18 protein-coding genes and 1 pseudogene are annotated in these 21449 nt (G+C 61.3%); 16 read left to right on the top strand and 3 right to left on the bottom strand.

Annotated elements, in window-relative coordinates; all coding sequences use genetic code 11:
• Positions 1 to 103 precede the first annotated feature (103 nt).
• Genes AABM54_RS23625 through AABM54_RS23615 form a run of 3 tightly spaced genes read left to right on the top strand, consistent with a single transcriptional unit; the run spans position 104 to position 2566 of the window.
• The gene (locus AABM54_RS23625) at positions 104 to 1129 is read left to right on the top strand and encodes a phosphotransferase (protein WP_347902327.1); all 1026 of its coding nucleotides are present in this window, start codon (positions 104 to 106) and stop codon (positions 1127 to 1129) included.
• Positions 1126 to 1797: an N-acetylmuramate alpha-1-phosphate uridylyltransferase MurU gene (murU, locus tag AABM54_RS23620; protein ID WP_347902326.1), complete on the top strand. Its 672-nt coding sequence runs from the start codon at positions 1126 to 1128 to the stop codon at positions 1795 to 1797. The genes AABM54_RS23625 and murU overlap by 4 nt, the downstream gene beginning before the upstream one ends.
• Position 1798: 1 nt before the next feature.
• Positions 1799 to 2566 carry a TerB family tellurite resistance protein gene (locus AABM54_RS23615; protein WP_347902325.1) on the top strand — a complete coding sequence of 256 codons (768 nt, stop codon included), beginning with the start codon at positions 1799 to 1801 and terminating at the stop codon, positions 2564 to 2566.
• 207 nt (positions 2567 to 2773) lie between these two features.
• Here AABM54_RS23615 and AABM54_RS23610 read toward each other — a convergent pair whose 3' ends face one another.
• Positions 2774 to 3766, bottom strand: coding sequence for an alpha/beta hydrolase family protein (locus tag AABM54_RS23610; protein ID WP_347902324.1), 993 nt, complete (start codon positions 3764 to 3766; stop codon positions 2774 to 2776).
• A 73-nt stretch (positions 3767 to 3839) separates the two neighbouring features.
• On the opposite strand from AABM54_RS23610, the gene AABM54_RS23605 reads away from it, so the two are divergent.
• The 7 genes from AABM54_RS23605 to AABM54_RS23575 all read left to right on the top strand — a co-directional run bounded on the left by AABM54_RS23605 (position 3840) and on the right by AABM54_RS23575 (position 13257).
• The gene (locus AABM54_RS23605) at positions 3840 to 6236 is read left to right on the top strand and encodes a transporter substrate-binding domain-containing protein (RefSeq protein ID WP_347902323.1); all 2397 of its coding nucleotides are present in this window, start codon (positions 3840 to 3842) and stop codon (positions 6234 to 6236) included.
• Between the two features lie 171 nt (positions 6237 to 6407).
• Entirely contained in the window at positions 6408 to 7037 is a 630-nt protein-coding gene (locus AABM54_RS23600) for a response regulator transcription factor (RefSeq protein WP_347902322.1), read from the top strand.
• Positions 7038 to 7334: 297 nt separating this feature from the next.
• Complete coding sequence (locus AABM54_RS23595) at positions 7335 to 8459, top strand: ABC transporter ATP-binding protein (RefSeq protein WP_347902321.1); 1125 nt, start codon at positions 7335 to 7337, stop codon at positions 8457 to 8459.
• 46 nt (positions 8460 to 8505) lie between these two features.
• A complete protein-coding gene (locus AABM54_RS23590) occupies positions 8506 to 9546 on the top strand; it encodes an ABC transporter substrate-binding protein (RefSeq protein ID WP_347902320.1) in 1041 nt (346 codons plus the stop codon).
• A 227-nt stretch (positions 9547 to 9773) separates the two neighbouring features.
• A complete protein-coding gene (locus tag AABM54_RS23585) occupies positions 9774 to 11021 on the top strand; it encodes an ABC transporter permease (RefSeq protein ID WP_347902319.1) in 1248 nt (415 codons plus the stop codon).
• 13 nt (positions 11022 to 11034) lie between these two features.
• The gene (locus tag AABM54_RS23580; RefSeq protein ID WP_347902318.1) at positions 11035 to 11859 is read left to right on the top strand and encodes an ABC transporter permease; all 825 of its coding nucleotides are present in this window, start codon (positions 11035 to 11037) and stop codon (positions 11857 to 11859) included.
• A gap of 249 nt (positions 11860 to 12108) precedes the next feature.
• Positions 12109 to 13257 carry an iron-containing alcohol dehydrogenase gene (locus AABM54_RS23575; protein WP_347902317.1) on the top strand — a complete coding sequence of 383 codons (1149 nt, stop codon included), beginning with the start codon at positions 12109 to 12111 and terminating at the stop codon, positions 13255 to 13257.
• On the opposite strand, the gene AABM54_RS23570 is transcribed toward AABM54_RS23575, so the two are convergent.
• Positions 13251 to 13439 carry a hypothetical protein gene (locus tag AABM54_RS23570; RefSeq protein WP_347906310.1) on the bottom strand — a complete coding sequence of 63 codons (189 nt, stop codon included), beginning with the start codon at positions 13437 to 13439 and terminating at the stop codon, positions 13251 to 13253. The genes AABM54_RS23575 and AABM54_RS23570 overlap by 7 nt on opposite strands.
• Here AABM54_RS23570 and rpe point away from each other — a divergent pair.
• The 3 genes and pseudogenes from rpe to trpE all read left to right on the top strand — a co-directional run bounded on the left by rpe (position 13353) and on the right by trpE (position 16428).
• Positions 13353 to 14013, top strand: a pseudogene (rpe, locus tag AABM54_RS23565) (ribulose-phosphate 3-epimerase). The gene AABM54_RS23570 and the pseudogene rpe sit on opposite strands and share 87 nt — an antisense overlap.
• A complete protein-coding gene (locus AABM54_RS23560; protein ID WP_347902316.1) occupies positions 14010 to 14828 on the top strand; it encodes a phosphoglycolate phosphatase in 819 nt (272 codons plus the stop codon). The pseudogene rpe and the gene AABM54_RS23560 overlap by 4 nt, the downstream one beginning before the upstream one ends.
• Before the next feature lie 70 nt (positions 14829 to 14898).
• Entirely contained in the window at positions 14899 to 16428 is a 1530-nt protein-coding gene (gene trpE / locus AABM54_RS23555; RefSeq protein WP_347902314.1) for an anthranilate synthase component I, read from the top strand.
• A gap of 108 nt (positions 16429 to 16536) precedes the next feature.
• Here trpE and estP read toward each other — a convergent pair whose 3' ends face one another.
• Positions 16537 to 18447 carry an esterase EstP gene (gene estP, locus AABM54_RS23550; RefSeq protein ID WP_347902313.1) on the bottom strand — a complete coding sequence of 637 codons (1911 nt, stop codon included), beginning with the start codon at positions 18445 to 18447 and terminating at the stop codon, positions 16537 to 16539.
• Between the two features lie 403 nt (positions 18448 to 18850).
• On the opposite strand from estP, the gene AABM54_RS23545 reads away from it, so the two are divergent.
• From AABM54_RS23545 to trpC, 3 genes are read left to right on the top strand one after another with little or no spacing between them, the layout of a single operon-like run.
• The gene (locus tag AABM54_RS23545; protein ID WP_347902312.1) at positions 18851 to 19444 is read left to right on the top strand and encodes an aminodeoxychorismate/anthranilate synthase component II; all 594 of its coding nucleotides are present in this window, start codon (positions 18851 to 18853) and stop codon (positions 19442 to 19444) included.
• 9 nt (positions 19445 to 19453) lie between these two features.
• The gene (trpD, locus tag AABM54_RS23540; protein WP_347902311.1) at positions 19454 to 20503 is read left to right on the top strand and encodes an anthranilate phosphoribosyltransferase; all 1050 of its coding nucleotides are present in this window, start codon (positions 19454 to 19456) and stop codon (positions 20501 to 20503) included.
• Positions 20500 to 21336, top strand: a complete 837-nt coding sequence (gene trpC / locus AABM54_RS23535) for an indole-3-glycerol phosphate synthase TrpC (RefSeq protein WP_347902309.1) — start codon at positions 20500 to 20502, stop codon at positions 21334 to 21336. Before trpD ends, trpC begins: the two co-directional genes overlap by 4 nt.
• Positions 21337 to 21449 lie beyond the last annotated feature (113 nt).

Genomic DNA, 21449 nt, shown 5'->3' with positions numbered 1-21449 from the left:
TCTGCCCGCGGTGGTGGGCCGCACGCCTCTCGATGGTCTGAAAAAGATGCTGGATAATAAAGCATGACCCGCTTGACGGCTAGCGCCGTCGGAGACCCTTGCAATGCCTGACCAAGATGTACGCTTGCAACACCTGAAAGTTTGGCTCGATGAGCAGTTGGCAATTGTGTTCGCAGATCAAGGCTGGGGCGCCGTGCCCCCGGCCACGTTGACTGCGGCCAGTAGTGACGCGAGTTTTCGGCGCTACTTCCGGTGGGAAGGCGGCGGCAAAAGCTTTGTCGTGATGGACGCTCCGCCGCCCCAGGAAAACTGCAAACCCTTCGTGGATATCGCCTTTTTACTGGCCCAGGCGCATGTAAATGTGCCGAAAATTTACGCAGAAGACCTCGAACGCGGGTTTCTTTTGCTCAATGACCTGGGCACCCAGACCTATCTGGACGTGATCGACGGCACTAATGCCGACGATTTGTTCGATAAAGCGCTGCAGGCGTTGCTGGCGTTTCAGCAGTTGCCGATGGTCGCGCCGCTGCCCAGTTATGACGTGGCGTTGCTGCGCCGTGAGCTGGAACTGTTCCCCGAGTGGTATGTGGGGCGCGAGCTGAGCGTGAAATTCGATGCCGGGCAACAGGCCTTGTGGCAACGCGTTAGCGATCAACTGATCGACAGCGCGCTGGCCCAACCCAAGGTGCTGGTGCATCGCGACTATATGCCGCGCAACCTGATGATCAGCGAGCCGAACCCCGGCGTGCTGGACTTCCAGGACGCGGTCTACGGCCCGGTGACCTATGACGTGACGTGCCTGTTCAAGGACGCGTTTCTCAGTTGGCCCGATGAGCGAGTGCGCGGCTGGTTGGCCGATTATTGGCAGCAGGCCGGTGCGCTGGGGATTCCCGTGCAGCCGGATTTCGAAGAATTCCTGCGGGCCAGCGACCTGATGGGCGTGCAGCGTCACCTGAAAGTCATCGGGATTTTCGCCCGCATCTGCCACCGTGACGGCAAGCCGCGTTACCTGGCCGATGTACCGCGCTTCTTTGCTTATATAGAAGCCGTCCTGGCCCGGCGTCCGGAGCTGGCCGAACTTGGCGAGTTGCTTGCAAGCCTGCGGGCTTCGGTCGGAGTCTGCGCATGAAGGCGTTCATTCTCGCGGCAGGCAAGGGCGAGCGAATGCGGCCCTTGACCCTGACCACGCCCAAGCCGCTGGTGCGCGTCGGCGGTGTGCCGCTGATCGAGTATCACCTGCGGGCGCTGGCGGCGGCGGGCTTCACTGACATCATTATCAACCACGCCTGGTTGGGCCAGCAGATCGAGGATTACCTGGGCGACGGCTCGCGTTTCGGCTTGAGCATTCAGTATTCGCCTGAAGAGGCGCCGCTGGAGACGGGGGGCGGAATCTTCCGGGCCTTGCCGCTGCTGGGGGACGAGCCGTTCGTGGTGGTCAACGGTGATATCTGGACCGACTACGACTTTGCGACCCTGCGCCACCCCCTCGTGGGCGAGGCGCACCTGGTGCTTGCGGACAACCCGGAGCATCACCCGACAGGTGATTTCAGCCTGATCGATGGGCAGGTGCAAGAAGGTCAGCCTGCGGCCGATACCCTGACTTACAGTGGGATTGCAGTGTTGCACCCGAAACTCTTCGCGACCTGTACCGACGGTGCTTTCAAACTGGCCCCGCTGTTGCGTGCCGCGATAGCGAAAGGTCAGGTGAGCGGTGAGCGCTTGTCTGGACACTGGGTCGATGTGGGCACTCACGAACGTTTGGCGCAAGTCGAAAAATTGTTAGAAGCGAGCTACTGATATGTTGTGGCCAGGGACTCTGATTGGAGCCGGAGCGGGCTTTGCCATAGCCAGCATTCCGGGGGCCATGCTCGGCGCATTGTTGGGGCAGGCGTTGGACCGACGCCTGCAATTGCAAAGCCTGGGGCATTTGCGTGAACGTTTGGGCGGTCGTGCGCAGCTGCGTAACGACGAACTGTTGTTTGTGTTGTTGGGGCGATTGGCCAAAAGCGATGGCCGGGTGGTCGACGGGCATATCCAACAAGCGCGTCAGGAAATGCGTTCGCTGGAGATGACGGAGTCAGCGCAGAAACGCGCCATCGCGGCGTTCAACCGGGGCAAGTCCGGCAGCGACCGGTTGCGCGGCTATCTGCGACGGCTGAGGGCGCAGCCTTTTGCGGCCGAGGGCGTGTTACGCGCGTGTTGGCGGATGATTTGGGCCGATGGCCGAGTGGGCGCCAACGAGCGTGAACTGATTGCGCAATGGGGGCGCTGGTTGGGCTGGACGCCGGAGCAGGTGCAGTCGTTGTCCGCTGAACACGACCCCCATCGAAAACCCTTGGTCAGCAGTGCTACCGCTTACAAAGAAGCGATGTTGCTGCTGGGAGTGACGGTGAACAGCGAGCCGTCGCAGATCAAGCGCGCCTATCGGCGGCTGCTCAGCCGCCATCACCCGGACAAAGTGGCGGGCACGGGCGCGAGCCTGATGCAGGTACGTGAAGCGACCGAAAGAACCCGAGAGCTGCATAGCGCCTACACATTGATTCGTGAGCGGCGGGATTTTCGTTAATCGGGTAATAGAAGGGGAACTCTGTGGCGAGGGAGCTTGCTCCCGCTCGGCTGCGCAGCGGGCGCAAATTCTGCACCTGAGGTATCCCTGACGGAATCTCGGTGGTCGATTGGGGGCCGCTTCGCGCTGGAGCGCCAGCCCGGCCCCAGCGGGAGCAAGCTCCCCCGCCACAGAGTTTGTGTCAGGCGATCAATCCGGGTTTGCCGATCAGTCCGCCGCGGGCTGAGGGCTCAACCAGCCGCGTACGCGGCGAAACAGTTGTTCCTGTTCAGCCGCGCTGTTGCCGGGCAGGGCCTTGAGGGGGATTTGGCTGAACCGCGAGGCTTTCAGGCGTTTGCTGGCTTGTAAACGCTCGAGGGCTGCGGCGCGTGCCAGCGGTTTGTCCTTGTAGAAAATATCCGCAGTAGCCAGCTTCAGGGTGGGCGTCAGCTCAGCCAGTTCAGGCTTGGCGCCGACCGGTGTTTGCGCCGCAACCATCACGAATTTCTCGATTTGCGCAGGCTGTTTTTCGCTCAGGTAGCGCGCTGCCCAATAGGCGCCGGTGCCGTGGCCCAGCAGAACGACACTGCGGGCGCTTTGCTGTTCGGCAAAGGCAATCGCGGCATCGATGCGCGCAAAGATCCGCTCGGCGTCGGCCTTGGCTTTCTCTTCAACGGTGTCGACGGTCGGTCGGTCACTGACTTCGCCTTCGCCGCCGGCCACCTGCTCGATGGGGGCTGCGGTGCTGGCGTCTTTGCTGGCGGGGTCGGTCTTGACGGGGGCCGGTGCGGCTTCGACAGCGCGTGCCTGGGCTGCGTCGCTTTGCAGGTCCGGCAGCGTCAGGCTCAGGCTGCCCCAGTCGGCATCCGGCAGTTTGTGGCGCAACGGGCTGATTGCCTGAGGCCAGTCCGCCGTTTCACCCGCCCCAGGAATGATAATGACCGCGCCTTTGGGTTCGCTGGTGTTCGCCGGTTTCCACAGGGCCAGGAAACTGTCGCTGCCGGTTTGCAACTGCTGTTGTTCCTGGGTAGGAACAATTCGCTCAAGGGCCGTGGCTTCTTCCTGACTACGCTCAAGCAATGGCTGGCGTTCGGCCGGTTTGTCTTCTGTGGGTTTTTCCGTGGCGGCGGGTGCCGGGTCGGCAGCCTGAACGGAAAACGCACAAGGCAGGATCAACGACAGGCACAATGCTGGCAGTGCCAGGCGGTAAACAGGGGGCATCGGATATTCCAGGCCAGAAGTAATCCCGGCAGCCTAATGGGTTGGTCAGTATTTGTCAGTGTGTGAGAGTTCGATGATGCGTTTTCGCTGCCTGTGGGTTATCGGCTGTTTATGGCTTCCCTTGATGGGATGGGCGGCGCCCGTACCGGTGGCGCCGGGCGTGCCATTGACGGTCGAACAGCGCCAATGGCTGGCGCAGCACGCGCAACTGCGGGTCGGCCTGGTGCTGCAAGCCCCTTACGCGCAGTACGACCGGCGCTTGCAGCGCTTGTCCGGCGCCAATGTCGAGTTGATGCAATGGCTGGGCAAGGCGCTCGACGTCGAACTGAGCTGGCGCCACTTCACCGACCTGGCGCAACTGGAAGCGGCGTTGCGCGACGGCGAGATCGACCTCGCCCCCGGCCTGACGCAAACCCCGGCGAGCCTGCGCCTCTGGCAATTTTCCGACCCGTACATGCGGGTCCCGCAACTGGTGGTCGGCGAGCAGAAAGGCGCCGGCGCCGTGGAGCTGGAAAAACTCGACAGCCAATCCCGGGTGGTGGTGCGGATGCCCAGCGCCATCGCGGACTATCTGCGGGCCACTTACCCCAACCTGAACCTGCAAGGTGTGCCGCAAGAGCGTCAGGCCCTGCAATTGTTGCTGAGCCAGCAAGCGCGCTACGCGGTGATCGATGAAGCGCAACTCAGCCGTTTGTCGGCCGAACCCGAGTTCGCCGGGCTGGCAGTGGTCGGTGATATCGGGCTGCCGCAATTGCTGCGAGTGGCGACCCGGCGCGACTGGCCGCAGTTGGCTGACATCGTCGAACGCGCCTTGCATGCGATCCCCGGCAAGGACCTGGAGCAACTGCACGCCCGCTGGTTGCAACCCAAATACCCGCGGTTGGCCGAGTCCCCGGGTTTTTGGCAGAACCTGTGCCTGCTATTGGTGGTGTTGCTGCTCGCCAGCATGGCCATCGTGTTCTGGCAGCGGCGCCAACAGCGTGCGCTGGAACTGCTGCTGGTGGCTGCCCGGGAAGACATTGCCCTGCGCGCGGCCAGCGAAGAATCCCTGCGCCTGACGCAGTTTTCTATCGATCAAAGTACGGTCGGGATTCTCTGGGTCAACTGGGACAGCCATGTCCGTTACGCCAACCCTGCCGCTGAAGCCATGCTCGGTTACCCTCCGGGCGGGGTCATTGACCGGCCGTTGATCGATTTTGAACCAGGCCTGCACATGGACCGCTGGCTGAACCTGTGGAAAAGCGCCCGGACGAGCGAGGACGGGCCGCAAAGTTTTGAAACCCACTGCGTGCGGGCCGATGGCAGCATCCTGCCGGCGGACGTGTCCCTGAGTTTTCTGCGTTTTCGCGACGGTGAGTATCTGGTGGTCTACCTCAACGACGTCACCGAGCGTCGACGTGCACTGGCCGCTCTGCAAGAAAGCGAGGCGCGGTTGCAGGGCATTGCTGCCAACGTGCCGGGTTTGGTCTTTCGCCTGGAAAGGGCGCCACTGACCGGGCAAATCGACTTTGCCTACATCAGTGAGGGCAGCGAGGGCCTGGTGGGTTATTCGCCGGCCACCTTGAGCCATCGCGACAGGGGCCTGCGCAGTCTGGTGCATCCAGACGACAAGGCCAGCTACCACCAGACTCAGGATCATGCACTGGACACCGACAGCGACTGGTCGTGGCAAGGCCGGATTCTCACGCGTCAGGGCGAACAGCGCTGGGCCGAGATCAAGGCCATTACCCGTCGGCTGGAGGACGGGACGGCAGTGTGGGACGGGATTGTCTGGGACATCAGCGAAAGCAAGCGCATCGAACTGGAGCTGGCCAGCTCCCGCGAGCAATTGCGCGAATTGTCGGCGCACCTGGAGAGCGTTCGCGAGGAGGAAAAGGCCCGCATTGCCCGAGAGGTTCACGATGAGTTGGGGCAGATGCTCACCGTGTTGAAACTCGAAACCTCGATGTGCGAACTGGCCTACGCCGAGTTGGACCCAGGGTTGAGCGAGCGCCTCCAGAGCATGAAGCGCCTGATTGCCCAGTTGTTCCAGTTGGTGCGGGACGTGGCCACGGCCTTGCGTCCGCCGATTCTCGATGCGGGGATCGCCTCGGCCATCGAGTGGCAGGCCCGGCGCTTCGAGGCGCGCACGCAGATTCCGTGTCTGGTGCAAGTCCCCGACAACCTGCCGATGTTGAGCGATGCCAAGGCCATCGGCCTGTTCCGGATTCTTCAGGAGGCGCTGACCAATGTCATGCGCCATGCCCAGGCGCATACTGTCGAGCTGACGCTGGTGCTGGAAGGTAGCGAGTTATGCCTGACCATCAGTGATGATGGTGTAGGGTTTGTCGCTTCCACCGGCAGGCCGACGTCCTTTGGCGTGGTCGGCATGCGCGAGCGGGTGTTGATCATGGGCGGGCAGTTGTCACTGGAGAGTGTGCCGGGTGAAGGCACGACCCTGAGTGTGCGCGTGCCGCTGGATGAAGCGTGATGGTTGTGTGGTGTTTGGGCTGACGCTTTCGTTGGAGCGCCGCCCGGAGCAACCCCGCTCTTGTATTTGATTGTGGGTGTGTCAGAGGTTTTGGCGACTTGCACAAATCCCTGTGGGAGCGGGCTTGCTCGCGAATGCTCTTGGCTCTGGATAAGAAAAGTGGAGAAAAACGTGATCCGTGTACTGGTAGCCGAAGACCACACCATCGTTCGCGAAGGCATCAAGCAGTTGATCGGCCTGGCCAAGGATTTACGGGTGGTGGGGGAGGCAAGCAACGGCGAGCAATTGCTGGAGACCTTGCGTCATGTGCCCTGTGAGGTGGTGTTGCTGGACATCTCGATGCCCGGCGTCAACGGGTTGGAGGCGATCCCCAGAATCCGTGCGCTGAACAATCCGCCCGCGATTCTGGTGCTGTCGATGCACGACGAAGCCCAAATGGCTGCCCGCGCGCTGAAGGTCGGCGCGGCCGGTTATGCCACCAAGGACAGCGACCCGGCGCTGCTGCTGACGGCGATCCGCAAAGTCGCAGCAGGCGGGCGTTACATCGACCCCGAACTGGCGGACCGGATGGTTTTCGAAGTCGGCCTGACGGACTCGCGGCCCTTGCATTCATTGCTTTCGGAACGCGAGTTTTCGGTGTTCGAGCGCCTGGCCCAGGGCGCCAACGTCAACGACATCGCCCAGCAACTGGCCCTGAGCAGCAAAACCATCAGCACCCACAAGGCGCGGTTGATGCAGAAACTCAACATCACCTCCCTGGCCGAGCTGGTGAAATACGCGATGGAGCACAAACTCCTGTGACACACCTAATCCCACAGGTTCACTGCAGTCCAATGTGGGATCTCCATTAGGCATCCAGTCGTGGTCATGTCCATTTGCGACATGACGGAAAGTCCGGCCCCACCGGCTTTTGTGGCTTGCAGCCTGATGCTGGCCACTATCGCTCATCGACATACCCAATCCCGCCATCTTTGTAGGGCAATCCCTACACTCGACCTTCCATCCGGCTGAGGCGATTCTCTCCTGCACCCCGATTTGCGCGGTTGGAACCAGCCACTAGGCTTAATCCACAGCCGTCAAAACAACAAAGGTGTGGTTATGAGCGAGGTCGATTCAAGCGTTGGGGCCAGTGATGTCCTGGTCAGCTTTCGTGGTGTGCAAAAGAGCTACGACGGCGAGAACCTGATCGTCAAAGACCTCAACCTGGAGATTCGCAAAGGCGAATTCCTCACCTTGCTCGGGCCGTCCGGCTCCGGCAAGACCACCAGCCTGATGATGCTCGCCGGTTTCGAAACCCCGACCGCGGGCGAAATCCTGCTGGCCGGGCGCTCGATCAACAACGTGCCGCCGCACAAGCGCGACATCGGCATGGTGTTCCAGAACTACGCGTTGTTCCCGCACATGACGGTGGCCGAGAACCTGGCGTTCCCGTTGAGTGTGCGTGGGTTGAACAAAAGCGACGTCAGTGATCGGGTCAAGCGAGTGCTGAGCATGGTTCAGCTCGACGCGTTCGCCCAGCGCTACCCGGCGCAGCTTTCCGGTGGTCAGCAGCAGCGAGTGGCCCTGGCCCGGGCGCTGGTGTTCGAGCCGCAACTGGTGCTGATGGACGAACCGTTGGGTGCCCTGGATAAACAGCTGCGTGAGCACATGCAGATGGAGATCAAGCACCTGCACCAGCGTCTCGGCGTGACCGTGGTCTACGTGACTCACGACCAGGGCGAAGCCCTGACCATGTCCGACCGTGTGGCGGTGTTCCATCAGGGCGAAATCCAGCAGATCGCGCCACCGCGCGAACTCTATGAAAAGCCCCGCAATACCTTCGTTGCCAACTTCATCGGCGAGAACAACCGGCTCAATGGCCGTTTGCACAGCCACGATGGCGACCGCTGCGTGGTCGAATTGGGGCGCGGTGAAAAGGTCGAGGCGCTGGCGGTGAACGTCGGCAAGACCGGCGAGCCGGTGACCTTGTCCATTCGTCCGGAGCGCGTGAGCCTCAACGGCGCCAGCGATCAATGCATCAACCGCTTCTCAGGGAGGGTGGCGGAATTCATCTATCTGGGCGACCACGTCCGGGTTCGCCTGGAAGTCTGCGGCAAGACCGACTTCTTTGTGAAACAGCCCATCGCCGAGCTGGACCCGGCGCTGGCGGTCGGAGACGTGGTTCCGCTTGGCTGGCAGGTCGAACACGTTCGCGCGCTCGATCCCCTTCTAGAGGCGAACTGATCGCCCCCCTTGCTTCACCCAACCCTGCACGTGGAGAGAACAATAAATGTTGAGATCCCTGAAATTCACAGCACTGACCCTGGGCCTGATGGGCGCTGCCCATGCCATGGCCGGCCCCGACCTGACCGTGGTGTCGTTTGGCGGCGCGAACAAGGCGGCGCAGGTCAAGGCGTTCTACGCACCGTGGGAAGCGGCGGGCAACGGCAAGATCGTCGCCGGCGAGTACAACGGTGAAATGGCCAAGGTCAAAGCCATGGTCGACACCAAGAGCGTGTCCTGGGATCTGGTAGAAGTGGAGTCGCCGGAATTGTCCCGTGGTTGCGACGAAGACATGTTCGAACCGCTCGACCCGGCGCTGTTCGGCAAGTCCGAGAACTACGTGAAGGGCGCGATCCAGCCGTGCGGCGTGGGTTTCTTCGTCTGGTCGACCGTGCTGGCGTACAACGCCGACAAGCTCAAAAGTGCACCGACCAGTTGGGTGGATTTCTGGGACACCAAGACATTCCCGGGCAAGCGTGGCCTGCGTAAAGGCGCCAAGTACACCCTGGAGTTCGCGTTGATGGCTGACGGCGTTGCGCCGAAAGACGTCTACAAAGTGCTGGCCAGCAAGGATGGTCAGGACCGCGCATTCAAGAAACTCGACGAGCTCAAGCCAAGCATTCAGTGGTGGGAAGCGGGCGCTCAGCCGCCGCAGTATCTGGCTTCCGGCGATGTGGTCATGAGCTCGGCCTACAACGGCCGGATCGCGGCCGTGCAGAAAGAAAGCAACCTGAAAGTGGTGTGGAACGGCGGTATCTACGACTTTGATGCCTGGGCGATTCCAAAAGGCCTGGATAAGGCTCGCGCCGAAGCGGCGAAGAAATTCATCGCCTTCTCGGTCATGCCGCAACAGCAGAAAACCTACTCGGAAAACATCGCCTACGGCCCGGCCAACACCCAAGCCGTACCGCTGTTGTCCAAAGACATCCTGAAAGATATGCCGACCACCCCGGAAAACATCGCCAACCAGGTGCAGATCGACGTCAGCTTCTGGGCTGACAACGGCGAGCAACTGGAACAGCGCTTCAATTCCTGGGCTGCGAAGTAACCGAAGCTTCAATGTCAGGGAGGCACTTTGTGGCGAGGGAGCTTGCTCCCGCTTGAGTGCGTAGCACTCACAACGTTGGCGCTGCCAATAGAATTTTGGGGCCGCTTCGCAGCCCAGCGCGAGCAAGCTCGCTCGCCACAAATGTTCACTCCCACAGGTTGCGGTGTTTCAACAGAACAGAGGCGGTCCGACGCCTCTGCATCGATCAAAGATTTCCGGAGTACGCCATGGCTATCGCCGTTCCCCTGAACGCGGGCACTGATCCCACCTTGAAGCAGCGGCTCAAGCGCGCCGAGCGGGTCAACCGCTGGAAGGCCCAGGCCTTGATCGCGCCATTGGTGCTGTTTCTGCTGTTGGTGTTCCTGGTGCCCATCGTGGCGCTGCTCTACAAAAGTGTCGGTAATCCTGAAGTGGTCGGCGGCATGCCGCGTACCGTGACGGCCATTGCCACCTGGGACGGCCGGGGCTTGCCGGCAGACCCGGTCTACAAAGCTGCCAGTGAAGACCTGGCCGAGGCCCGCAAGAATCAAACCCTGGGCGATCTTTCCAAGCGCCTGAACATGGAGTTGGCCGGCTACCGCAGCCTGCTGACCAAAACGGCGCGCGCATTGCCGTTCGCCACCGAGCCGACTTCCTATAAAGAAGCCCTCGAAGCGCTCGACGAGCGTTGGGGCGACCCTGCGTACTGGCAAGCGGTGCGCCGCAACACCAGCAGCCTGACGCCGTTTTATCTGCTGGCGGCGGTCGATCACCGAATCGATGACCTCGGCGCAGTGGCCCCGGCCACGCCCGACCAGGCAATCTACCTCGACATCTTTGCGCGCACCTTCTGGATGGGCCTGATCATCACCGCGATCTGCCTGGTGCTGGCCTATCCGTTGGCGTACCTGCTGGCCAACCTGCCGTCGCGCCAAAGCAACCTGCTGATGATTCTGGTGCTGCTGCCGTTCTGGACCTCGATTCTGGTGCGGGTGGCGGCGTGGATCGTATTGCTGCAATCGGGTGGCCTGATCAACAGCGGGCTGATGGCCATGGGGGTTATCGATAAGCCGCTGGAACTGGTGTTCAACCGCACCGGGGTTTACATCTCGATGGTGCACATCTTGCTGCCGTTCATGATTCTGCCGATCTACAGCGTGATGAAAGGCATCTCGCCCACATACATGCGTGCGGCGATTTCCCTGGGTTGCCATCCGTTCGCGAGCTTCTGGCGGGTGTACTTCCCGCAGACCTATGCCGGTGTCGGCGCCGGTTGCCTGTTGGTGTTCATCCTGGCGATTGGTTACTACATCACCCCGGCGCTGCTCGGCAGCCCGAACGACCAGATGGTCAGCTACTTCGTCGCCTTCTACACCAACACCAGTATCAACTGGGGCATGGCGACCGCGCTTGGCGGGTTGTTGCTCCTGGCGACCATCGTGCTCTATCTGATTTACAGCTGGCTGGTGGGCGCAAGCCGCCTGCGCTTGAGCTAAGGGGAGAATCGAAATGCTCAGTCCGTATATGTCGCCCGTTGAGCGGGTGTGGTTCTACAGCTTGCGCATTCTCTGCGGGCTGATCCTGTTGTTCCTGATTTTGCCGGTGCTGGTGATCATCCCGTTGTCCTTCAACTCGGGGAGTTTCCTGGTGTATCCGCTGCAAGGGTTCTCGTTGCATTGGTATCAGGACTTCTTTGCGTCGGCCGAATGGATGCGCTCGCTGAAGAACAGCATGATTGTCGCCCCGGCAGCCACAGTGCTGGCGATGGTGTTCGGCACACTGGCGGCGATTGGCCTGACCCGTGGCGACTTTCCCGGCAAGGCGTTGGTCATGGCGCTGGTGATTTCACCGATGGTGGTGCCGGTGGTGATCATTGGCGTGGCCAGTTACCTGACCTTCGCTCCGCTGGGATTTGGCAACAGCTATATTTCGCTGATCGTCGTGCATGCGGTGTTGGGTGTGCCGTTCGTGATCATCACGGTGTCGGCGACCTTGCAGGGTTTCAACCACAATCTGGTGCGGGCAGCGGCCAGTCTTGGCGCGTCGCCACTGACGGCGTTCCGTCGGGTGACCTTGCCGTTGATCGCTCCCGGTGTGATCTCCGGTGCGCTGTTTGCTTTTGCCACCTCGTTCGATGAAGTGGTGGTGACCTTGTTCCTTGCCGGCCCGCAGCAAGCAACCTTGCCTCGCCAGATGTTCAGCGGTATCCGCGAAAACCTCAGCCCGACCATCGCCGCCGCCGCGACGCTGCTGATCGCCTTCTCGGTGATCCTGCTGCTGACCCTGGAATGGCTGCGTGGGCGCAGCGAAAAATTGCGTACGGCGCAGGTTTAGCGGCGGGTTTGACGTCCACCCTCTCCCCAGTGGGGAAAGGGAGCAGATTTTCGTGCTCTTCAAATCCGGCGTTCACCTCAATTTTTCAGGTCGATGTATAACGAAAGACATCACGGTCAGTCCCCTCTCCCTCCGGGAGAGGGCTAGGGTGAGGGCGCGTCCGATCATTCACCCCCTGAATAGCAGACAAACCCAAATCCCCAGCTACTCTTGTGCCCAGCTCCCCTATCTATATAAGAGGCTGCGCACATGAGTATTTCCTCTTTCAAAATCGCTCACAAATTGCTCACAGGCACCGGTGCCATCGAGCAGCTGGCCGCCGAGCTGACCCGCCTGGATGTCGATAACCCACTGATTGTCACCGATGCCGCGCTGGTCAAATCCGGTACGGTGGAGCTGGCGTTGGCGCAGTTGGGCGAGCGCACCTACGAGATATTCGACCGGGTGCTGCCGGACCCGGAAATCGCCATCGTCGAAGACTGCATGCGCGTGTACCGCGAGGGCGGGCATGACGGGTTGATCGGCCTGGGCGGCGGCAGTGCCATCGACATCGCCAAAAGTGTCGCCGCGTATGCCGGTTATCACGGCGCGCTGGAGGACCTGTTCGGCGTCGATCAGGTGCCGCGCAAAGGCCCGCCGCTGATCGCCATCCCGACCACGGCGGGCACCGGGTCGGAGGTCACCAACGTGGCGATACTTTCCGACAAGGTCGCGCAGCTGAAAAGAGGCATTGTCAGTGATTTCCTGCTGCCGGACGTCGCCCTGGTCTGTCCGCAAATGACCCTGACCTGCCCGCGCAGCGTGACCGCGTCCAGCGGCGTCGATGCGCTGGTGCACGCCGTCGAATCCTATCTGTCGCTCAATGCCTCGGCGATTACCGATGCGCTGGCCATTGGTGCCATCAAGTTGATCGCCCGGTCGTTGCCCAAGGCTTACGCCAACCCCTCGAACCTGCAAGCCCGCGAAGACATGGCCACCGCCAGCCTGATGGCCGGCATGGCGTTCGGCAATGCGGGCGTGGGCGCGGTGCATGCACTGGCCTATCCGCTGGGCGGGCGTTTCAACATTGCGCATGGGGTCAGCAACGCCTTGCTGTTGCCGCATGTCATGCGCTGGAACCAGTTGGCGTGCGTCGAGCGCCTGCAGGACATTGCCGAGGCCCTGGGTGTAAAAACGGCAGGGTTGAGCGCTGAGGAGGCAGGGGATAAAGCGGTCGAGGCGATGGCGCGACTCTGTGCCGCAGTGGAAATCCCACAAGGCCTGCACAGCGTTGGCGTGCCTGCGGAGGCAATCCCGGCCATGGCCCTGGAGGCCGCGGGAATCGAGCGGTTGATGCGCAACAATCCGCGCAAACTGAGCACCACCGATATCGAGAAGATCTACCGAGCGGCTTACTGATCATCGCCGCCACGGTGCGCGCGCCAAAGCATGAGGTATACAATGCGCGCCATCGTGATTTTGCTCAGAAAAGGTGCGTCATGCAGCCCTTCGTAATTGCTCCGTCGATTCTCTCCGCCGACTTCGCCCGCCTGGGTGAAGAAGTGGACAACGTCCTGGCCGCTGGCGCCGACTTCGTGCACTTCGATGTCATGGACAACCACTACGTGCCGAACCTGACCATCGGCCCGATGGTTTGCTCGGCATTGCGCAAGTACGGCGTGACCGCACCGATCGACGCACACCTGATGGTCAGCCCGGTAGACCGCATCATCGGCGACTTCATCGAGGGCCGGCGCGACCTACATCACCTTCCACCCCGAAGCCACTCTACACGTCGACCGCTCCCTGCAAATGATCCGCGAAGGCGGTTGCAAGGCAGGCCTGGTGTTCAACCCGGCCACCCCGCTGGACGTACTCAAGTACGTGATGGACAAGGTCGACATGATCCTGCTCATGAGCGTCAACCCAGGCTTCGGCGGGCAGAAGTTCATTCCGGGCACCCTCGACAAGCTGCGCGAAGCGCGTGCGCTGATCGACGCGTCGGGCCGTGACATTCGCCTGGAAATCGACGGCGGCGTGAACGTGAACAACATCCGCGAAATCGCTGAAGCGGGCGCCGACACCTTCGTCGCCGGTTCGGCGATCTTCAATACACCGAACTACCAAGAGGTGATTGAAAAGATGCGTTGCGAACTGGCACTGGCTCGCCCATGAGTGGTTTTGAGCAGCTGTTCCCGGGATGTCTGCCGCGGCTGGTAATGTTCGATCTGGATGGCACGTTGATCGATTCGGTTCCGGACCTCGCGGCGGCTGTGGATAACATGCTGCTCAAACTGGGGCGCAAACCGGCCGGCATCGAGTCGGTGCGCGACTGGGTCGGCAACGGCGTGCACATGCTGGTGCGCCGGGCCCTGGCCAACAACATCGATCCGCAAGGTGTCGATGAGGACGAAGCGGCGCAGGCGCTGGAACTGTTCAACGTCGCCTATGAAGACGGCCATGACCTGACCGTGGTTTATCCCGGCGTGCGTGACACCCTCAAGTGGCTGAGCAAGCAGGGTGTCGAGATGGCGCTGATCACCAACAAGCCGGAGCGCTTCGTCGCGCCGCTGCTGGATCAGATGAAGATCGGCCGTTACTTCAAGTGGATCATCGGCGGCGATACCCTGCCGCAGAAGAAGCCCGACCCGGCGGCGCTGTTTTTCGTCATGAAAATGGCCAACATTCCGGCCTCGCAATCGCTGTTTGTCGGCGACTCGCGCAGCGATGTGCTGGCAGCGAAAGCCGCGGGCGTGAAGTGCGTGGCCCTGAGCTACGGCTACAATCACGGTCGACCGATTGCCGAGGAATCCCCGGCATTGGTGATCGACGATCTGCGCACGCTAATTCCCGGTTGCCTGGATCCAGCCGCTGAGCTAACGTTGCCCGACGTTGCTCAACCTCCTTCTGGAAACGCCATCGTGGTGGTTACTCGCAAACTCTGGATGAAAGTCATCAAGGCCCTGGCCCGCTGGCGTTGGCGCGCCTGACTTGTTCCTGGCCGGTTATCCGGCACGTTTGCCTACCTGACCGTTAGACCCTCAAGCCACGAGGCACCTCATGATCCGCGAAGAATTCCTGCGTTTGGCCGCTGCCGGCTACAACCGTATCCCGCTTGCCTGCGAAACCCTCGCCGACTTCGACACACCGCTGTCGATTTACCTGAAACTGGCCGACCAGCCCAACTCCTACTTGCTGGAGTCGGTGCAGGGCGGCGAGAAATGGGGCCGTTACTCGATCATCGGTTTGCCGTGCCGCACGGTGCTGCGCGTGCATGACCATCACATCAGCGTGACCCACGACGGTGTCGAGATCGAAACCGCTGACGTTGACGACCCGCTGGCCTTTGTCGAAGCCTTCAAGGCCCGTTACAACGTGCCGACCATCGCGGGTTTGCCGCGTTTCAACGGTGGCCTGGTGGGTTACTTCGGATACGACTGCGTGCGGTATGTGGAGACGCGTCTGGGCAAGTGCCCGAACCCGGACCCGCTGGGCGTGCCGGACATTCTGCTGATGGTTTCCGACGCCGTTGTGGTGTTCGACAACCTGGCCGGCAAGATGCACGCCATCGTGCTGGCCGATCCGTCGCAGGACAACGCCTTCGAGCAGGGGCAGGCACGTCTGGAAGAGCTGCTGGAAAAACTCCGTCAGCCGATCACGCCGCGCCGTGGCCTGGATTTCAGCCAGCAGCAAGCGGCTGATCCGGTGTTTCGTTCCAGTTTCACCCAGGGCGATTACGAGAAAGCCGTCGACACTATCAAGGAGTACATCCTGGCGGGCGATTGCATGCAGGTTGTACCGTCGCAGCGCATGTCGATCGACTTCACGGCGGCGCCCATCGATCTGTACCGGGCGCTGCGTTGCTTCAACCCGACGCCTTACATGTACTTCTTCAACTTCGGCGACTTCCACGTCGTCGGCAGTTCGCCGGAAGTGCTGGTACGGGTTGAGGACAACCTGATCACCGTGCGCCCGATTGCCGGCACCCGCCCACGCGGTGCCACCGAAGAAGCCGACCGGGCGCTTGAAGAGGACCTGCTGTCGGACGACAAGGAAATCGCCGAGCACCTGATGCTGATTGATCTGGGCCGCAACGACACCGGCCGGGTTTCAGAAATCGGTTCGGTGAAACTCACCGAGAAAATGGTCATCGAGCGCTATTCCAACGTGATGCACATTGTCTCCAACGTCACTGGCCAGTTGAAAGCCGGCCTGACGGCGATGGACGCACTGCGGGCGATTTTGCCGGCAGGCACCTTGTCGGGCGCGCCGAAGATTCGTGCGATGGAAATCATCGACGAACTGGAACCGGTTAAACGCGGTGTTTACGGTGGTGCAGTCGGTTACTTTGCCTGGAACGGCAACATGGACACCGCGATTGCGATCCGTACCGCCGTGATCAAGAACGGCGAACTGCACGTGCAGGCCGGTGGCGGCATTGTCGCGGACTCGGTGCCGGCGCTGGAGTGGGAAGAAACCTTGAACAAGCGTCGCGCCATGTTCCGCGCCGTGGCCCCTGGCCGAGCAAACCCCGCAAAGCTGACCTGTGGCGAGCGAGCTTGCTCGCGTTCGGCTGCGAAGCAGTCGTAATCGGGCCTGCTTCGCAGGCCGGCGGGAGCAAGCGCCCTCGCCACAAGAGCGGTGGCCATAAAAAAACGCTGCCCCCGCAAAGAGGCAGCGTTTTTTATGGCCTGCGGTTTAGAAGTCCAGGCTGACACCCACGTTGATGCCTTGTTGGGTGAAGTCATCATCCTTGCGGATGTTGTAGCTGGCACGTAGCGCCAGGTCCGTGGTGAGTTTGTGGCTGACGCCCAGGTTCAGGCGGTTCAGGTTGGTCTGCGGGGTGTAGCCCTCCAGCGTGAAGTCGTTGGCGGGCAGGGTGTTGAGTGCAATCTTGAGCTTTTGCGTGTCGTCGTTGTACTCGCGCTCATGTGCCACTTCGCCAAACACTTGGGTTTGCGGCGTGATCTGGTATTTGCCCTGCAAGCCGACGCCCAGGCGTTTGGAGGTACGTGCCTGGTCATCGTATGTCAGCGCGGTAGAGCGGGCGCCGTTCTCCGAGTAACCATCGACTTCCACCCGTGCGTAATCGGCGCTGACGAACGGTGACAGGTGCCATGGGCTGCTCGCCTGTTGCGCGATGTCGTAGCCCAGCCGACCGCTGAAGGCCCAGAGGCTGCCATCGGTGTCGCCTTTTTCCGCGCCTTCGCTGACGCCCAGGTCGAATTTGCGCTTGAGGTTGTCGTAGTCCAGCTTGCCACCGGTCAGCGCGGCATCCGCCCACCAGCGGTTTTGCTGGAACTGGGCGAATGCGGTGCCCAGGTAACTGTTGAGTTTGTAGTCCGAATCGTTGTGGCCCGCTTCAAGGGTCTGACGATAGAACCCTGCCGCGACACCGACACGCCAGGCCTCATTGAGGCGATAGCTGCCGCCGACATTCAGGTTGTAGCCGCTGCCATCACCACTCGCGCTGCTGTCCTGGTCATCGAAGTCCAGATGCTGTCCCCCCCCGGCGACGATGGCGCGCCATTGACCCACCGTTTGCCAGTTTTCCCAATCGGCTTGCCATTGGTTACGCAGTTCGTCCTGATGCGCACGTAAGGTGCCGTGGGCCATTTCTGGTAATAGCGTCAGTTCCCACGGCGCAGACAGTAAGGAGTAGGCGTAGTCGGCGATCAACCGTTGCCCGGCTTCGGTGGGGTGGACCGAGTCGTTGTAGATCAGTTTGGTCGGGTCCGGGGTGGCGCTGTTGATGCCGTACCTGGCGTTTTCCGTACAGCCGTTGCCGCTGAAGCAGGTGGCGGTGAGGTTCTGGTCGGCGGCGAGGCCGAATCGGGCCGGGTCGGCGAAGCTTTCTCTCAAGAGCACCGGAATGTTCAGCGGGATGACTTCGGCATTGACCGTTTGGAGTTGGCGCACCAGCTCGGTATTGAACTGCCCGCTGAGCTGGGACGTGAACGCCTGCAGCGGACTGCCGTTGATCGCCGGGGTCAGGCCCAGGTCGGGCAGCAGCCAGACCATGATGTATTTGGCTCCGGCCTGTTGCAGTGTCTGCACGCTATCGACCAGCCGACCGGCTGCGGCGTTGGCCTGGTCGAGGCTGACGACCCGCCCCTGAAGGAAGTCGTTACCGCCACCGGAGAGGTAGTAGAGGGCGTTCGGATCGGCGCGCCAGTTGTTGCTCGGCAGATAGCCGGGACGGCTGCGGTCGCCGGTGTCCGAGGTGGTGGTGATCGAATCGAGGATCTGGTCGGTCCGGTACCCGCCCACGGCCCAATTGTTGCCGTCCGGCAGGCCTTGGCTGGCGCGGGTCGCCGAGGTCGAGGCGGCGGTGTCGTTAGCGGAGAACCCCAGTTTTGCACCCAACAACTGCGTTGAGTTGGCCGCGCGAACTTCGCCGCTGCCATTCTTGTAGCTCGGCCCGACGCGGTTGGTGTAGCGCTCGGTTGCGCCCGCCGGACCGCCCGGGTCGGCAAACTGTCCGGCATCGTTCAGGCTGTCGCCAAAGACGATGAATTTTGAATAGGGGGCGGGCGATGCGATCGCCTGGGCGCAGGCCATCGCGAGAAGACAACCAGCAAGCGGCACAAACAACGTCTGTTTGATCATGAGCAAGTCCGTTTTATTTATTGTTGTAGTGAACGAAACGACAGTACCAAAAACTTTTGCGCTTTAGCTATGGCTAAAGGCTGCTTCGATTGCCGGTGTCGAGCCATATTGCACCCCGCGTCCTGCTAAGTTACTGTGCCGGAACGTATGAATGAGACCTTCCCCGTGTTGATCGTCAGCAAACTCTTGAATCAAGTGATCAAGGCCCACGCCCGTTGGCGTTGGCGTTGGCGTGCCTGATTTTCTCTGCCGGCCTGGCCGGACCTGTACAGATTTGCCTTCTTTGCCCGTATGAAATGTCGCTGTTGCTGGTCCTGTTCCAGCAACCGACTGCGCAGCACGCTGCGGGTAAATCATTCGAAGGCCGTAATGCATTCAGTGAATTCAAGAGGTTTTAACCACCATGTTGCTGATGATCGATAACTACGACTCTTTTACCTACAACGTTGTGCAGTACCTCGGCGAGCTGGGCTCGGAGGTCAAAGTGGTTCGCAATGACGAACTGACCGTCGCCGAAATCGAGGCCCTCAAGCCTGAGCGCATCGTCGTGTCGCCTGGCCCGTGCACCCCGACCGAGGCCGGCGTGTCCATCGAAGCCATCAAGTACTTCGCCGGCAAACTGCCGATTCTCGGTGTGTGCCTGGGGCACCAGTCCATCGGCCAGGCATTTGGCGGCGATGTGGTGCGTGCCCGCCAAGTCATGCACGGTAAGACTAGCCCGGTATTCCACGAGGACAAGGGTGTGTTTGCCGGGTTGAACCGGCCGTTGACCGTCACCCGCTATCACTCCTTGATCGTCAAGCGCGACACCCTGCCCGATTGCCTTGAGTTGACCGCCTGGACCCAGCTTGAAGATGGCTCCATCGACGAAATCATGGGCCTGCGTCACAAGACGCTGAACATCGAAGGGGTGCAGTTCCACCCCGAGTCGATCCTCACCGAGCAGGGCCACGAGCTGTTCGCCAATTTCCTCAAACAAACCGGCGGCACGCGCTAAGGACTTTCCATGGATATCAAGACAGCCCTGAGCCGTATCGTCGGCCACCTCGACCTGAGCACCGATGAAATGCGCGATGTCATGCGCGAAATCATGACCGGGCAATGCAGCGACGCACAGATTGGCGCGTTCATGATGGCCATGCGCATGAAGAGCGAGAGCATCGACGAGATCGTCGGCGCCGTCTCGGTTATGCGTGAGCTGGCCGACAAGGTCGAACTCAAGACCCTCGACGGTGTGGTCGACGTGGTCGGCACCGGCGGCGACGGTGCGAACATTTTCAACGTTTCGACCGCTTCGTCGTTTGTCGTCGCGGCGGCCGGTTGCACCGTGGCCAAACACGGCAACCGTGCGGTGTCGGGCAAAAGCGGCAGCGCCGACTTGCTGGAGGCGGCCGGGATCTACCTGAACCTGACGCCGGTTCAAGTGGCGCGCTGCATCGATAACGTCGGCATCGGCTTCATGTTTGCCCAGTCTCACCACAGTGCAATGAAATACGCTGCCGGCCCGCGTCGCGACCTGGGTCTGCGGACTCTGTTCAACATGCTCGGCCCGCTTACGAATCCGGCCGGCGTGAAGCATCAGGTGGTGGGCGTGTTCAGTCAGGCGTTGTGCCGGCCATTGGCTGAAGTCTTGCAGCGTCTGGGCAGCAAACACGTGCTGGTGGTGCATTCCAAGGATGGGCTGGACGAGTTCAGCCTGGCGGCACCGACCTTCGTGGCGGAGCTGAAGAATGACCAGATCACCGAGTATTGGGTCGAGCCAGAAGACCTGGGCATGAAGAGCCAGAGCCTGCATGGCCTGGCGGTGGACAGCCCGGCAGCCTCGCTTGAACTGATTCGCGATGCCCTGGGGCGCCGCAAGACCGAGAACGGTCAGAAAGCGGCGGAAATGATTGTGCTCAATGCCGGTGCCGCGCTGTACGCCGCCGACCATGCGAGTAGCCTGAAAGAGGGCGTTGCCTTGGCCCACGATGCTCTGCACACCGGTCTTGCGAGGGAAAAACTCGAAGAGCTGGGTGCCTTTACCGCGGTATTCAAAGTGGAGAATGAGGCATGAGTGTGCCGACGGTTCTGGAACAGATCCTGGCCCGTAAAGCCGAAGAAGTGGCTGAGCGCAGTGCTCGTGTGAGCCTCGCCGAGCTGGAAAGCCTGGCCAGGGCGGCCGATGCACCCCGTGGTTTTGCCAAGGCATTGTTGGCTCAGGCCAAGCTCAAGCAGCCGGCGGTCATTGCTGAAATCAAGAAAGCGTCGCCGAGCAAAGGCGTGATCCGCGAGCACTTCGTGCCGGCCGAAATCGCCAGGAGTTACGAGAAGGGCGGGGCGACTTGCCTGTCGGTGCTGACGGATATCGACTACTTCCAGGGCGCCGATGTTTACCTGCAACAGGCCCGCGCGGCGTGCAAGTTGCCGGTGATCCGCAAGGACTTCATGGTCGATCCGTATCAGATCATTGAAGCCCGTGCGCTGGGCGCCGACTGCGTTCTGTTGATCGTGGCGGCACTGGATGACGTGAAAATGGCCGAGCTGGCGGCTGTGGCCAAAAGCGTAGGCCTGGATGTGCTGGTGGAAGTCCACGACGGCGACGAACTGGAGCGGGCCTTGAAAACCCTCGACACGCCGCTGGTGGGCGTGAACAACCGCAACCTGCACACCTTCGACGTCAATCTGGAAACCACCCTCGACCTGTTGCCGCGCATCCCTCGTGATCGTCTGGTTATTACCGAAAGTGGCATTTTCAACCGGGCCGATGTCGAGCTGATGGAAATCAGCGACGTGTATTCGTTCCTGGTCGGTGAAGCGTTCATGCGCGCCGAGAGTCCGGGCGCCGAGCTGCAACGGCTGTTCTTCCCGGAGCGCGGCGTTGCGGTGAGCGGTTCTACACTCGACTGAGTGCAGGCAGGCAAACCGAGGCGCGCCTTTCGCGAGTAAGCCCGCTCCCACATTGGAATGCATTTCAAATGTGGGAGCGGGCTTACTCGCGAAGGGGCACTCAAATCCCAAAA

Origin of the sequence: Pseudomonas purpurea (assembly GCF_039908635.1) — a bacterium.
Lineage (GTDB): Bacteria > Pseudomonadota > Gammaproteobacteria > Pseudomonadales > Pseudomonadaceae > Aquipseudomonas > Aquipseudomonas purpurea.
Note: the sequence above shows the minus strand (reverse complement) of the source record. Positions and strands in the feature narration are given on the sequence as shown.

What these genes read in the sequence shown, in the direction of transcription:
- AABM54_RS23625 (WP_347902327.1), top strand. Translation starts at nt 104, where the DNA reads ATGCCTGACCAAGATGTACGCTTGCAACACCTGAAAGTTTGGCTCGAT.
- murU (WP_347902326.1), top strand. Translation starts at nt 1,126, where the DNA reads ATGAAGGCGTTCATTCTCGCGGCAGGCAAGGGCGAGCGAATGCGGCCC.
- AABM54_RS23615 (WP_347902325.1), top strand. Translation starts at nt 1,799, where the DNA reads ATGTTGTGGCCAGGGACTCTGATTGGAGCCGGAGCGGGCTTTGCCATA.
- AABM54_RS23610 (WP_347902324.1), bottom strand. Translation starts at nt 3,766, where the DNA reads ATGCCCCCTGTTTACCGCCTGGCACTGCCAGCATTGTGCCTGTCGTTG.
- AABM54_RS23605 (WP_347902323.1), top strand. Translation starts at nt 3,840, where the DNA reads ATGATGCGTTTTCGCTGCCTGTGGGTTATCGGCTGTTTATGGCTTCCC.
- AABM54_RS23595 (WP_347902321.1), top strand. Translation starts at nt 7,335, where the DNA reads ATGAGCGAGGTCGATTCAAGCGTTGGGGCCAGTGATGTCCTGGTCAGC.
- AABM54_RS23590 (WP_347902320.1), top strand. Translation starts at nt 8,506, where the DNA reads ATGTTGAGATCCCTGAAATTCACAGCACTGACCCTGGGCCTGATGGGC.
- AABM54_RS23585 (WP_347902319.1), top strand. Translation starts at nt 9,774, where the DNA reads ATGGCTATCGCCGTTCCCCTGAACGCGGGCACTGATCCCACCTTGAAG.
- AABM54_RS23580 (WP_347902318.1), top strand. Translation starts at nt 11,035, where the DNA reads ATGCTCAGTCCGTATATGTCGCCCGTTGAGCGGGTGTGGTTCTACAGC.
- AABM54_RS23575 (WP_347902317.1), top strand. Translation starts at nt 12,109, where the DNA reads ATGAGTATTTCCTCTTTCAAAATCGCTCACAAATTGCTCACAGGCACC.
- AABM54_RS23560 (WP_347902316.1), top strand. Translation starts at nt 14,010, where the DNA reads ATGAGTGGTTTTGAGCAGCTGTTCCCGGGATGTCTGCCGCGGCTGGTA.
- trpE (WP_347902314.1), top strand. Translation starts at nt 14,899, where the DNA reads ATGATCCGCGAAGAATTCCTGCGTTTGGCCGCTGCCGGCTACAACCGT.
- estP (WP_347902313.1), bottom strand. Translation starts at nt 18,447, where the DNA reads ATGATCAAACAGACGTTGTTTGTGCCGCTTGCTGGTTGTCTTCTCGCG.
- AABM54_RS23545 (WP_347902312.1), top strand. Translation starts at nt 18,851, where the DNA reads ATGTTGCTGATGATCGATAACTACGACTCTTTTACCTACAACGTTGTG.
- trpD (WP_347902311.1), top strand. Translation starts at nt 19,454, where the DNA reads ATGGATATCAAGACAGCCCTGAGCCGTATCGTCGGCCACCTCGACCTG.
- trpC (WP_347902309.1), top strand. Translation starts at nt 20,500, where the DNA reads ATGAGTGTGCCGACGGTTCTGGAACAGATCCTGGCCCGTAAAGCCGAA.